The 14,086-nt window shown below is 37.7% G+C and carries 12 protein-coding genes; 3 read left to right on the top strand and 9 right to left on the bottom strand.

The features are described from left to right. Window positions 1–15 precede the first annotated feature (15 nt). A complete protein-coding gene (locus RBU59_RS13940) occupies window positions 16–2,157 on the bottom strand; it encodes an ATP-binding protein (protein WP_308148461.1) in 2,142 nt (713 codons plus the stop codon). A gap of 15 nt (window positions 2,158–2,172) precedes the next feature. Continuing rightward, complete coding sequence (locus tag RBU59_RS13945) at window positions 2,173–3,243, bottom strand: metallophosphoesterase family protein (protein WP_308148462.1); 1,071 nt, start codon at window positions 3,241–3,243, stop codon at window positions 2,173–2,175. A 416-nt stretch (window positions 3,244–3,659) separates the two neighbouring features. On the opposite strand from RBU59_RS13945, the gene RBU59_RS13950 reads away from it, so the two are divergent. The 3 genes from RBU59_RS13950 to RBU59_RS13960 all read left to right on the top strand — a co-directional run bounded on the left by RBU59_RS13950 (window position 3,660) and on the right by RBU59_RS13960 (window position 5,409). Then, window positions 3,660–4,112 (top strand): PH domain-containing protein, encoded by a 453-nt coding sequence (locus tag RBU59_RS13950; RefSeq protein WP_308148463.1) that lies wholly within the window; start codon window positions 3,660–3,662, stop codon window positions 4,110–4,112. Between the two features lie 166 nt (window positions 4,113–4,278). Further along, the gene (locus RBU59_RS13955; RefSeq protein ID WP_308148464.1) at window positions 4,279–4,644 is read left to right on the top strand and encodes an ACT domain-containing protein; all 366 of its coding nucleotides are present in this window, start codon (window positions 4,279–4,281) and stop codon (window positions 4,642–4,644) included. Between the two features lie 33 nt (window positions 4,645–4,677). Further along, window positions 4,678–5,409, top strand: coding sequence for a CTP synthase C-terminal region-related (seleno)protein (locus RBU59_RS13960; protein WP_308148465.1), 732 nt, complete (start codon window positions 4,678–4,680; stop codon window positions 5,407–5,409). Window positions 5,410–5,659: 250 nt separating this feature from the next. Here the strand turns inward: RBU59_RS13960 and RBU59_RS13965 are convergent, their stop codons facing one another. The 7 genes from RBU59_RS13965 to RBU59_RS13995 all read right to left on the bottom strand — a co-directional run bounded on the left by RBU59_RS13965 (window position 5,660) and on the right by RBU59_RS13995 (window position 13,891). Beyond that, window positions 5,660–6,544: an N-acetylmuramoyl-L-alanine amidase gene (locus tag RBU59_RS13965; protein WP_308148466.1), complete on the bottom strand. Its 885-nt coding sequence runs from the start codon at window positions 6,542–6,544 to the stop codon at window positions 5,660–5,662. 142 nt (window positions 6,545–6,686) lie between these two features. After that, window positions 6,687–8,189, bottom strand: a complete 1,503-nt coding sequence (locus RBU59_RS13970; protein ID WP_308148467.1) for a CoA-acylating methylmalonate-semialdehyde dehydrogenase — start codon at window positions 8,187–8,189, stop codon at window positions 6,687–6,689. Window positions 8,190–8,263: 74 nt separating this feature from the next. Then, complete coding sequence (gene iolE / locus RBU59_RS13975; RefSeq protein WP_308148468.1) at window positions 8,264–9,160, bottom strand: myo-inosose-2 dehydratase; 897 nt, start codon at window positions 9,158–9,160, stop codon at window positions 8,264–8,266. A 112-nt stretch (window positions 9,161–9,272) separates the two neighbouring features. Beyond that, window positions 9,273–11,204, bottom strand: coding sequence for a 3D-(3,5/4)-trihydroxycyclohexane-1,2-dione acylhydrolase (decyclizing) (iolD, locus tag RBU59_RS13980; RefSeq protein WP_308148469.1), 1,932 nt, complete (start codon window positions 11,202–11,204; stop codon window positions 9,273–9,275). Window positions 11,205–11,227: 23 nt separating this feature from the next. Continuing rightward, window positions 11,228–11,992 carry a 5-deoxy-glucuronate isomerase gene (locus tag RBU59_RS13985; protein WP_308148470.1) on the bottom strand — a complete coding sequence of 255 codons (765 nt, stop codon included), beginning with the start codon at window positions 11,990–11,992 and terminating at the stop codon, window positions 11,228–11,230. Window positions 11,993–12,013: 21 nt separating this feature from the next. After that, complete coding sequence (gene iolC / locus RBU59_RS13990) at window positions 12,014–13,030, bottom strand: 5-dehydro-2-deoxygluconokinase (RefSeq protein WP_308148471.1); 1,017 nt, start codon at window positions 13,028–13,030, stop codon at window positions 12,014–12,016. Window positions 13,031–13,048: 18 nt separating this feature from the next. Next, window positions 13,049–13,891, bottom strand: coding sequence for a class II fructose-bisphosphate aldolase (locus RBU59_RS13995; RefSeq protein WP_308148472.1), 843 nt, complete (start codon window positions 13,889–13,891; stop codon window positions 13,049–13,051). Between the last annotated feature and the right edge of the window lie 195 nt (window positions 13,892–14,086).

Raw genomic sequence — 14,086 nt, forward strand, 5'->3', positions numbered from 1 at the left:
CTGTAAGGGGCAGTACTAGCTGCTTCTGGATAAATCAATATAATTATATTTAATATTTAATTCATCCATTATATCTTTTTCCCTGTTATGACAAGTAAACATGATTACCTGTCCCTGTCTGCTTTCTGACAGAAAAGCAAGCGCCGCACGGGTTCTCTTATCATCATATAAGGCAAAACAGTCATCTAATAGGATTGGCATATTTCCCTGTCCGTAAACCAGGTCAGATATGGCAATCCGCAGGGCAAAATAAAATTGTTCCACTGTTCCCGCACTTAATTTATTTAATAATACGTAATTGTCTTTGTAACCTACCTTAATGTTTAATTTTTCATCTATTTTAATATCCAGATATTTATGGTCAGTTATTTCGCCGGTCAGATTTGATACCAAAGTGTTTAACTTCTTTCCGAAACTGTCATGAATGTCAATGGATAATTGCTGTATCGTATCTATGGAAAGCTTAATTGCTTCCAGTTCCAGATCCGTCTCTTTTTTCTTTTCCTGAAGATTCTTATATAATTCCTGATTTATTAAAAGTGAATCCTCATTGCCCTCTAAGGATACCAGTTCCCATTTCAACTTTTCTTTTTTGATTTTTATCGTTTCAAGCTCTTTTGTATTTGCTTCCTGTTCTCTTACAATATCTTGTTTCTGCTTTCGGATAAATTCCTCCAGCTCATTCATCCTTACATCATCTATTTGATTGCTGAAGATAACATTTTGATCGGTTAGAAACATAATCTTTCTAATATATTCTGTTATCTCCGATTCCAGACTAACTTTCTTTTTTTTAAGGATTTCTCCCTGTTCTATATACTCCTTTTTCAGCTTTTGCAGATGTTCATATGACATCTCCTGCCTAAGCGCTTCCTCATACTTTAGTTTTAAGGATTTCTCATTCTCTGCACCGCAGCTATAAAGAATATTCTTTGTTTTCTCTTCATTTATAGTTAAAGCTCTGTTATAATCATTATTTTTTATATCCATAACCTTTTGCATTTTATGAATGCGTCCGGTAAATAACAGATATAAAAGAATGGCTATAAGTAAAAGTGCAGCACTAAGGCCCATTAGAAGATTATTTTTTCCTATAAAGATAAGAGAACCTGAGGCTCCTATTAATCCCGGTAAACATGCTATACCGATTCTGCTTTTTTTAACTTGATTCAGCTCAGCTTCACTTTCTCTGTAATAAGTGGATTTCTCCTCCTCCAGAATTTTATTATCATATTTAAGAGAATCCAATTCATTAATACTATCCTTTAAAACTACCGAACGCTCCTCCCTGTATTCCTGTAGCCGCGCCTCTATGGAGTTTACTTTTTCTTCCAGAAGTTTTGTTTCCTGATTTATCTCTTTTAGACTATTATATTTTTCCTTAAACGTGGGGTGCTGCTCCAAATAAACCTGGTATTCCTTAATAGAAGAGAAATTTTTATATAGTTCATTATTTTGCGGATTATTCTGTTTCTGTATAAGTACTTTCTCCTGCTCCCCTGTTTCTTTTAATTGTAGTGTTAATTTATCCGCTAATGCCTCTTTTTTAAGTCCCTCTTCGATTTCTTTTTCCAAAGCGGCAATTTTACTGTTTAATTGTCTGGATTCCAGTTCTTTTCTTTTGTCCTGTAAATAATTCAATGCTTTTGCTACATCAACTTCATTGCTTTTTGAAAGAGATAAATTGGTAATGTAATTTCTTACCTCTTCTACTAAATCCTGGTCTGTTCTGGACTTTAACTGTTCTATACTTATGGTGCCCCGGTAACCGGTTTCTGTTAGCCCGCCATAAAGACCGATCAGTTCCTCAGGGCTTAATTGCAGCTCCCTGCCGGTATCTAAATCGATTACACTGTTATTCCTGCTGCTTTTTTCAAAGTTACGAATAATTCTTATGTTTTTACCGGAGGTTTTAAGGTCAAGACTACCATTATAAGAACCCGTATTATCCCATGGCTGAAATTTATCATAGATATCATCTTTGGAAGCCCTGCCTCTTTGTTTTTCTATACCAAACAGCATTCCCTTTACAAAAGAATGTATGGTAGATTTACCTGCTTCATTTTCACCATAAATAAGATTGATACCATCTTTTAAACTAAGCGATTTATTATGAAATTTACCGAAATCATTCAGCCGTAATTCTCTTAACTGCAACTACTTCATCTCCCATTACTTGTAATTTTTGGCTCCAAGAAGAGCTTCTATTCCATAATATAAAGCTTTCTTCCCCACCTCATCCTGTCTTGTCCGCTCTTTAATACCCTGTATATAGAAACCGATTATATTATCCTGATTGGCCTGTAATAATGCTTCAAAATCGTAATCCGGTACCGTATCATCAATAACTTCAATTATATTACCTAATCTTATAAAATCCTCTTCCTGGAATATAATATCCGTATCCCGAATTCCGGTAAACCGAAGAAGATATATATTGTTACTGCCATTTTCCCTGATTTTGTCTTGAACCAGGTCTATAAGTGCTCCGTTTGTTATGCCTGGATGAATATTGAACTCCAATTTCTTATACTCTCTTATGGAAGATGGGATAAATTGTATGGAGATTTTAGAAGTTTCATACTCCTTGTTAATTTCTCCAAGGATATAACCCCTCTCTCCTGTCTCGGTTTTATCAAGCGGTTCCAGCGAACCGGCATAAGCCATTCTATCATTGAATATCTGCGGTTTATGGATATGTCCTAAAGCAATATAATCAAATCCACTGCTTTGCAGGGCCTTTTTATCCATGGGGATATCTTTCTCATTCCCCCCATGGGCTAAAAGAATATTAATTCTTTCTTCACACCCGGGACGTGCCATATCATATAATGGTTCTGTGATAAACCTACTGTGGTAGCTGAGTCCATAAACTTCTGTATTAATCTCTTCAAGATATATACTGTCTAAGGAAGCTTCCGTAAGCATGTGTACCCGCTTTCCCCATTCAAATCCGGTATAATTGGATCTGCCGCTGATGTAATCATGATTTCCGGCAATAAACACTACCTGTGTCCTGTTTAATTTATCAAATTGATAGCTTATCTCTTTTAATTCCCGAATTAAAGGCTGTCTATGAAATAAATCACCTGCAATTAATAACAGCTCTATCTCTTGTTCATTACATATATCAATAATCTTATGAAAACTTTGAAGTATTTCTTTCTCCCGTTCGGCTCCCCAGGGATATGCAGCATCCGGCTTAGCACCAATATGCAGATCTGCAATATGAATAAATTTCATTCCGTTACCTCCCTTGGTAATATTATCCATTTTATAGCTATTTTTATTATGTCTACTATATCACAAAAAACCCCAATATTCTATTAATGTTCTATTAAAAAATTATCACAAACCTTAAGATTTAGTGTCTATATAAATTTACACATAATAAATTATAATGGTTCCCTTAATTAAAACAAACTATATAATGCAATTTATTGTATTTTTCTTCAATTTGTGGTATAATTCATATTAGATTTTAAGTAATTGCGAAACAAGATTATGGCATTTATATACTATATAATTAATACAATTTCATGACCGAATCTAGCTTATATGCAACTGAAGCCATGAAACCCGTATAATTGTTTGGCTAATCAGAAAACTATATACTTTCGCTATTACTTATAATAAAATTTACTAAGGGGGATATATCAATGGCTTTTGGTATGAAGAATATTTTACAGGGTGGATTTGCTGCAAATTACAGCGAAGCTCCCATCGCTGAATTAGAAAAAGAGTATAATCAATACTTAATGGACGGCGAAAAAATTACTATGGGATTTAAATTAGTAAGGGATGCCCTTATTTTTACCGACAAACGAATTATCATGACAGATAAACAGGGTGCTACAGGCACTAAAATGAAAGTTACCTCTATTAACCTTTTATCAATCGTAAATGTTTCCATGGAGACATCCGGTTTCGGTTTTGATGACAGTGAATTAACGTTTACCTATATCAGCTCACCGGAATTAAAAGGCCATCATGTAGAATATGCGGCACACAAACTTGAATTTCCTAAGAAATTTAATGTTCAGGGCCTTTATAAAATCCTACAGGAACTGTCCTATGAAAATTATTTAAGAATTAATAATATTACAGAATAAAATTATAAATATCATCGTATATTGATTTAAAATAGTTGCCGCTTGCAAAACTTGCAAATTATTATTAGCGGCACATGTTATTCCGTTTTAAATTACATAAAAACAGGGAATCTGATATAAAACAGGCTCCCTGTTTTATATTTTTATTAGAGCAGGAGGTTTATAAATGGTTATAAAAGTGTTATCACCTGTTTTTTCCGTCTGTAAAATACCGGACTTATCCATGGTTAACATGAGGGATGATTATGTTTTTATCGGAAAAACAGAGGAAGAACTCTCTCTGGTTTGTGATACAAACTATATTCCAAGCAACTATACGGACCGGGAAGATAATTGGAGAGTATTTAAAATTCAGGGACAGTTAGATTTTTCACTAATTGGTATACTATCTAAAATTACAAAAATACTGGCAGATAACAAAATAGGTGTTTTTGCAGTTTCAACGTATAATACCGATTATATTCTGGTTAAAGAAGAAAATCTGTCTTTGGCAACAAAGTCCCTGGCTGAAGCAGGTTATGGAATTGTATAGCTAATTGCACACTAAACGGCAGAAAGGAGATTTATGTTGGAAGATAAAATCAAAGTTGGTATTATTGGGGATTTTGACGAAAAACGGCTATCTCATTTAGCTACGAATGAGGCGTTGTATCATTGTTCGGAAAAACTTTCTATAAATATAGCGTTAGACTGGCTCCCTACAAAAAGTCTTGAAAATTTAAACGAGGAAATCATGTCAGGGTTTGATGCTTTCTGGTGTTCTCCCGGAAGCCCTTATATAAGTTATACCGGGGCTATTAAGGGAATCCAGTTTGCCAGGGAGAATAATTATCCTTTTATCGGTACTTGCGGAGGTTTTCAACATGCAGTAATGGAATACGCCCAAAATGTATTAGGTTTAACAGAAGTATTTCACGCAGAATATAATCCGGATGCCTCCTCTTTCTTTATTGCTCCCCTCTCCTGTTCCCTTGTTGGAGAAACAAAAAAGATATATCTTAAAAAGGAATCCGTGATACACGAGATTTATAATAATGATGAAACCGTGGAGCGCTATAATTGCAGTTTTGGCCTGAATCCCTCCTGCCAAACTACTTTTGATATAAGCGGATTTCATGTGTCCGGTACGGATGAAAACGGGGAAGTCAGAATATTTGAATTACCTGAAAAACGTTTTTATATTGCAACGCTTTTCCAACCTCAGTTAAGTTCAACAAAAGAGAATCCTCATGTATTAATACTTGAATTTTTACTGGCAGCAAAGAAATTCCACCAGGAACGTAAGCTTAAACTATAATTCTCCAACCTTAGGTAAGACATTCAGAAACATGCTGGAAAGTCAGCAGACCGGTCTTTCATATTATCTTTATACTGCTGCGCAAATGTATGCTGACAAATCTTCTAAATACCTGCAGAATTAATCTGTCCCGGTAAATACTAACTTAATCATATTATGAATTACCATACAATTAAAACTTTATTTAATTTCTGTTGTTTTTAACAAAATCAGTAATAAAGTTGTTTTAATTGTATGGTATTCTTTACCTTTATGACAATGCTTCTATGGTACCGGACCCGACGTGAAAGCCGTCTTTTGCGCCGTCCTGGTTCCACCCTCGTTTTTCCCAATAGATTAATACGGCAATTCTGGTTCTGCTGCCATAGATACCATCTACGGCAAGGGGTATAAAACTATCTCCCTCCAATACGTCATTCAGATTTTTCTGAAGCCATTTAATATCTTCTTCGGATGAATTTCTGTTGATTGCTTTCGGCATAATAGTCTCCTCCACATATTTGATACCTGTGAACTCACAGATTCCCATACAGATTTCTCTGGCAGCCTCCCTCCAGAAAACCTGGCTTGCCATTAATTCAGTAGCTTCCCGAAGATTTGTCATAAATGCTAATTCAACTAAGATTGCACCCTTAACTCCCAACTTGTTGCAGTTGCACATAGCCAGAGATTGTTTCAATACCCCTCTGTTTTTCTGTTTCGTTCCCTTTATCAGATGTTTTAACACCGTTGAGGCAAGTGCTTCAGAGTTATTATTATATTTATCATGTATATAAATACCTACCCCCTCTGCCGAATTAAAAGCGGAGCCATCTCCACTGGCGTCAAAATGAATACATACGGAGTAGTCACACTGATTATTTCGTATCACACTCTGTCTCTCGGATAAGGGAGTATCCTTGTCATCATAGGAATTAGCATCATTAAACCCGGTCTTTACGGTTTGAATACCGCATCGAACTAATTCTTTTACCAAAAGAAAAGCAACGCCGGTATTCGCCGTATGCTCCCTGATACTTTCCCCTTTTTTTACATCTATTTTACCGTCATGTTCAAAATCTATATCAACCGGCATAGGCGGCGTCCGTTTTCCTTCCGTTTTACTGCCATGCCCTGCATCAACTGCTATTCTCATAAAAATGCTCCCTTTTATAAGAAAAAAGCAAATCAATGTTCCCGATTTGCTTTTTCATAATTTATTTTCAACCAAATAATTTCATAGTATAAATATTTTCTTTTCATAATTGTTCTTTTTACTATATATATTAAGCAGCCTATTAAATGGTGCCATCCCAGGTATTTACTTTCGTATTTTTCTTTTCATCTTCGTCAAACCATCTGGTAGTTACACATTTACTTTCTGTATAGAACTTAATACCGTCTTTTCCAAGGCAGTGAAGATCTCCGAAGAAAGAATCTTTATGTCCGGAAAAAGGAAATACACCTACCGGTACGGGAATCCCAACATTAACACCTACCATGCCGCCATGGGTTCTGGAAGTGAATTCTCTTGCAAAATAACCGTTCTGAGTATAAATAACAGAACCATTGGCAAATGGATTGCGGTTCATTACAGCCAGGCCTTCCTCAAAATCTTTAACTCTTTTAATACATAATACCGGTCCGAAGATTTCTGTAGTACCGATTGCCATTTCTTCCGTTACATGATCGAAAATTGTTGGTCCTAAATAATAGCCGTTTTCAAAATTTTCCACCGTAACATTTCTTCCGTCTAAAACTAATTCAGCACCTTCGTCAATTCCTTTTTGTATCCAGTTTAAAATGCTCTCTTTATGTTTTGTATTAATAACAGGGCCTAACGTTGAAGCCTTATCATAAGCAGGTCCTACCTTTAATCCCTTAGCCAGTTCAACCAGTTTCGCTGCCAGTGCATCTGCAATTTCTTCTTCAGCTACGACCACCGGCAAAGCCATACAGCGTTCCCCTGCACAGCCAAATGCAGAATTGATAATGCCTGCTGCCGTACGGTCAATTGGTGCGTCCTTCATTACCAGCGCATGGTTTTTGGCTTCACATAAAGCCTGGACTCTCTTACCGTGTGCTGCCGCTACGGAATATATATGTTTTCCGACTGCTGTAGTTCCTACGAAAGAAATTCCTTTAATGTCCGGATGGGTTAAGAAAATCTCTGCTTCCTTACGGCTGCAGGTTATAATATTTAAGACTCCGTCAGGAAGACCTGCTTCTTTATATAATTCCGCGAATCTAAGTGCAGTCCTCGGTGTGGAACTGGATACCTTTAATACAATAGCATTACCGGCTGCCACACACATCGGAGTCATCCATCCCATCGGAATCATGGCAGGAAAATTAAAAGGTACAATTCCTGCAAAAACACCTACGGATTCCCTGTATAAAACCGTATCAAAACCGGAAGAAGCATTCATTAAGGATTCGCCCATAATAAGACTTGGTGCGGAGCAGGCAAGTTCTGTTCCCTCTTTAGCTTTTAATACGTCACCCATAGCCTCATCCCATACTTTTCCGTGTTCCTGGGCAACCAAATACGTTAATTCATCCATATGTTCTTCGATTAATTGTCGTAATTTATAGAGAACCTGAACTCTTTTTATGATAGGAACCTTGGACCAGCTCTCATATGCCTTTTTTGCAATACCTATGACTTTTTCTACTTCATTTGAAGTACAGTTCGGTACCAGCGCCGTAACTTCCCCTGTACTTGGATTATATACTTCATTATATTTATCTGTTTCTGATGTTATATACCGTCCGTCGGCAAAATAGCTTAATTTTTCCATGTTATACCATACCTTTCTATGCTGTTAACCGTACAGGTAATTACAAAACTATCTGGCGTTAACTGTTAAGTCTGTTAAATATTTATCATCTGTCTAATATAATTACGAGCCATCTTTGCATACTGGAACGGATTAGCTTTCGCCGGGTCCTGTTCTGCTTCTACTAAAAGCCAGCCCTCATAACCGAATTTCTCCAGTTCTGCAAATACGGATTTAAAATCTACGCAGCCGTCCCCAGGTACAGTAAAAGTACCCTCTCTAACGGATTTTAAGAAAGACCATTTTCCCTCCGTAGCTTGTTTTAAAACGTCTTCTCTGACATCTTTTAAATGCACATGTCCGATTCTTTCCGGATATTTTTTTAGTATGTATAGAGGATCTTCACCTGAAAATGTGAAATGTCCCGTATCATAACATAAAAATACATAATCTTTATCCGTATTATCCATAAGGCGTTCTGTTTCTGCAATTGTCTGAACTCCGGTACCCATATGATGATGGAAACATACTTTGAAACCACGTGCTGCTGCCAGTTTACCAAGTTTATTTAATCCATTACATAATTTATCCCATTCTTCGTCTGTAAAATATACCTTGTTATCAAATATGGAAAGAGCCTCATTACCCTGTACAGAGTAGCTTTGTTCCGAGACATTGATACGGTTTGCCCCAACTGCCTTAAGATAATCCAGTTCTTTTATAAACTCTTTTTCTGTTTCTTCATAAGGTTTTGTTGCAAGGAAAGAAGAGAACCATTTACTGGCTATTCTCATTCCCCTGAGATCTAGGGCAGCTTTTAATACTTTAGTATCTTTAGGATATTTATTTCCTACTTCACATCCTGTAAATCCGGCCAATGCCATTTCAGAAATACACTGTTCAAATGTATTTTCCCCTCCTAAAGCGGGCATATCATCATTGGTCCACCCGATTGGCGCAATTCCAAGTTTGATCTTATCTTTGTTAAGCATATTTTTTCCTCCAGGTTATAATTTATAATTTCCAATTTTTTATATCCGCTGCTGCTGTTCATACATTTAATAGATTGTGTTAATTCATTATATCCTAAGCTAATTTCTTGCATTAATACATTCTTGCATTATCCAGATGTTTTTGTCTATCTTCATATGCTGCCTTTATATTTTGGTTGGTATTACTGTCACCAATTCCCACATGCCACCAGGAGCCATAATCGGCTGTCATGGATTTTGGTAAAACCTTAATATCAATCAATACCGAATTATCAGTTTGCTGTGCCTCGTTAAGTGCCGTAACCAATTCCTCATTGGTTTTTGCCGTAAAAGCAGTCATACCATAACCTCGGCCAATCATAGCAAAATCAGTAGTAATTAATCTGCCATCCTGCTTCTTAGTTTCCTTGTCTCTGTAACGGAACATCGTAGCAAGACTTCCCATCCCTTTGCCCATCTGGAGATTATTAATACATCCGAATCCGCAGTTGTCAAAGAGAAGAACGGTTATTTTTTTATTTTCCTGCAGGGCAGTTGCTATTTCGGAATGAAGCATCATAAATGCCCCGTCCCCAACCATGGCATAACATGCTCTGTCCGGTTCTGCTATTTTTGCTCCCAGGGCTGCTGCAATTTCGTACCCCATACAGGAATAACCATATTCCATATGATACGAATCCTTAGCGTCCGTCGTCCACATTCTTTGCAAATCACCCGGCAGACTTCCAGAAGATCCCACTATTATGGCATCTTCTTCTATTTGTTCTCTGATGATACCAAGCGCTCCTGTCTGAGTAATTACTCCACCTGTGGCTTTTATGAATTCCTCTTCAATACCCGGTTCTTTCGCTTTTACAAAGGACTCATAGTTTTCGTCAAATACTGTCTTTGTTAAAAACTTCATTTCCTTTTTCCAGCCAAGTATAGCTTCTTCGATCTCCGTTGTATAATCCGACTGATAACCGGAATTGTTAAGTTCGGAAAGAATTGCCTGCATTCCGGCTTTTGCATCTGCAACCAACGGGAGGGCATCCAGTTTTTCCGCATGATACCTTGATACATTAACCAAAACAAACCGGACTTCTTTATTTCGAAACAGTTCTTTGGAACCGGTTGTAAAGTCCGTTAACCTGGTGCCTATTCCGATAATTAAATCTGCTTTTGCTGCAATGGCATTAGCAGCACTGTTACCGGTGACACCTACACCGCCAAGATTTAACGGATGGGAGGAGGGAATTGCACTTTTACCGGATTGGGTCTCTCCGAATGGTATCTTATAGGTTTCACAGAACTTAACTACTTCTTCTCCGGCTTCTGAATATCTGACACCGCCGCCTATGATTACCATAGGTTTTTTCTTATTTTTAATCAGATCTACAGCATCTTTCAGTTCATAGGAATCCGGATTCATTCTGACAATTCTGTGAACTCTTTTCTTAAAATAATAGTCAGGAAATGGGAAAGTTTCTCCCTGTACATCCTGGGGTAGTGAGATACACACACCACCGGCTTTCTCAGGGTCTGTCAGAATCCGCATTGCATTTAAAAGTGCAGTCATTAACTGCTCCGGCCTGCTGACCCTGTCCCAATACCTGGAAACCGGGCGGAAAGCATCACTGGTGGTAACTGTGGCATCATGGAATTGTTCTATCTGCTGCAATACCGGGTCCGGCTGTCTGGTTGAAAATGTATCACCGGTAAATACCAACAGGGGTACATTATTTGCCGTAGCATCTGCTACAGCTGTTACCATATTGGCTGCTCCCGGGCCGATGGAGGAAGCACAGGCAATGATTTTCCTGCGGTTGCTCTGTTTTGCAAATCCTGCTGCAGCGTGGGCCATTCCCTGTTCATTACGGCCCTGATATACTTTTAAATCACCGGGATTTTCATCCAATGCCTGACCTAATCCGCAGACAATACCATGTCCAAATACGGTAAAAATCCCATCAACGAATTTTTCTTCCTTATCGTCAAAGCTTACATACTGGTTATCCAGGAATTTCACTAAAGCCTGGCCTACCGTCATAGTTAATTTACCCATAGTAACTCCTCCTTATTTTCTACTCACTCTTCTAATAACCACACATGCACCGGATCATTATCTCTGGTAGTCCAGGGATTATTATCAAGATGACGAATCATCCAGCAATAATACATGTTGTAACCCGGAGCAGCTGTCTGGGGATGAGTTAGTCCGCCCGGAATAGATGCGGCACTTCCGTCTGTTACCTTAAATACATTTTCCCCGATAAAGGCTCCTCCAAAGCCCTGTGGTTTATCAAATTTGTAATAATATACTTCCGGTTGGGGATGGCTGTGTGGGATATAACTGGACCACCTGCCTGCTTTTGTAATAACTTCACCCATTACCATATTAGAAAAGGGGGCATTTTTATAATCAAAAATCGTAAGTACTTCCCTTTTGGCAGTACCCTCCCATTGCGTTTCACCCATTAATTCTATTTTGCAGTCAGTTGGTTTATAAAAATGGCTGCTGAAGGTATTGTCATTGGTTGTGGATTGTATGATAATTTCACTGTCTTCTAAAGCCGTTACAACTGATTTTGTGTCTTTACATATATGAAGGCAATAGGGTGGCTCACTGAATACATCAGACCTTTCAGCTGCCTCAGTCTGTGCCTCCCATTGATAGGTAATCTTTCCTTCCAATAATAAAATAGCTGTTTCTTTGTCTTTATTCAGGATATCCAGTACATCGCCCTTTTTCATTCGGTATACTGTAATATCCATAAGCATATTGCTGTTTATTCCATTCATTCGGGATACAATCTTCTTCCCTGCTGTATCAAATGTTAAATAATCAAACATACCTGCCTCCTACTTAATCTTCTAAACCCTTGCAATCATATCACCGTATTTTTCTTTGCATTCTTTAATAAATTCCTGAACCTTTGTTACAGAGGGCATATCCTCCGAACAGGCATGGCTTGCAACCAGAAGCGCTGCTGAGGCACTGCCGAATTCCAGACAGTCAATCATATCCCAGCCCTCATATAAACCATAGAGGAAAGCAGAAGCATATCCGTCCCCGCCGCCGAAAGATTTTAATAATTTAACTGGGAATGGTTTGATTCCATACTGATTACCATCATTGGTATAGGCGGTGGAACCCTCTTTACCATGTTTAATGATTATAATTTTAGCTCCGTGTCGATGCCAGAAAGCCGCCGTATCTTTATCATCAACCCCGGGTGCAATCAGCTTCTGAGTTAAATCATATTCTTCACGGGAACCTAAGATGATATCGCTGTTCATGGCTACCATGGAATAATAAATTGCTATTTCATCTGCATTTTTCCAATTATATGGACGGTAGTCAATATCAAAAATGATCACCGTATTATGTTTTTTAGCTAAAGACATGGCTTTTAATGCTGCTTCCCTGCTGGGACTCTGTGCAAGGGCAGTTCCTGATATTAATATAGCCTTTGCCTGTTTTATGTAATCTTCTTCTATATCATCTACGGAAAGCTGTAAATCCGCCGCTTCATTACGGTACATTAATATACTGCTTTCGGTTTCACTTAGGATTTCCGTAAAGGTAAGTCCAAGCTTCTCGCCATTGGTACAATAGCTGATATGACTTGTATCAATTCCTTCCTTTTTAAAGTAATTTACTACAAAGTCACCGAACTGATCTTTTGACACCTTTGCCAAAAAACCAACTTTTCTCCCAAGACGTGCCATACCAACAGCAATATTTGCCGGTGATCCTCCAAGATATTTCTTAAAGGTTGTACTTTCTGAGAGAGGTTTATAATAGTCCACCGGATTAAAGTCAATTGCAACTCTACCAAGCATTATAATGTCAAATGGTCTGTTTTCTGCAAATTGAATGTATTCCATTTTTATACCCGCCTTTCTTTAAACTTTCCCATTACTTTTAAATATATTGATGTGTTCTTTCACATTCTTATACATACCGGTTACCATTTCCGAGCTTAGTTTGAAATAATCTCGTTTCTCACCACTACTATATCTCCTGGCTCCCTCTTCTACTGCCATAAAACTGGCCGTGGCAATATTAACTTTCCGAATTCCGTATTCAATGCATTTTCTGAAATCTTCCGCACTGATGCCGGAACCTCCATGTAAAACTAAGGGCACGGATACAAGCTTTCTCGTTTCCGATAATATATCAAAATTTAATTTCGGCTCTTTGGTGTATAACCCATGTGCATTACCTATGGAAAGTGCAATTGCATCCACCATTGTACATTCATATAAATCTTTTACTTCTTCCGGGTTAGAATAAAACATTCCCGTATCTTTGCTGCCGTCTTCACTTTTACCAAGCTGACCCACTTCCGCTTCTACCGAAGCACCATAGCTATCAGCCATATTTTTTACTTCTTTTACGATTTTAATATTCTCTTTTATGGGCAGGTGGGAAGCATCTATCATTACTGAGGTAAACCCCAGTTTAAGAGCCTCCTTAATAGCAGCAATATCCGTTCCATGGTCAAAATGAACAGCTATAGGAACAGAAGCATTTTTAGCTGCAGCAATCATCATCGGTCCGATAAGAGGAAGCGGGGAATAAGGAAGCCTTACCTGAGCAATCTGAAGGATTGCCGGTGATTTACTTTCCTCAGCAGCTTTTACAGCTCCCATAATCATCTCCATATTTCCTACACTGAAAGCGCCGACTCCGTAATTTCCTTCTTCCGCTTTTAATAATAGGGATTTCATATCAACTAACGACACACGTACACTCACCTTTCTCGCAGAAACTTATTATTAAATTATTAATAACTTACCAATAATTTAACATAAATATAACTATTAGTCAATTATATTAATGATTTTTTATTAATATCTTTATTATAAAATGTTATAGATTAATCCACAACCTTTCCGTGAATAATAACGGACTTTGCGATGCACACAAAGCGCAAAAGT

It is taken from the genome of Anaerocolumna sp. MB42-C2 (genome assembly GCF_030913705.1).
Lineage (GTDB): Bacteria > Bacillota > Clostridia > Lachnospirales > Lachnospiraceae > Anaerocolumna.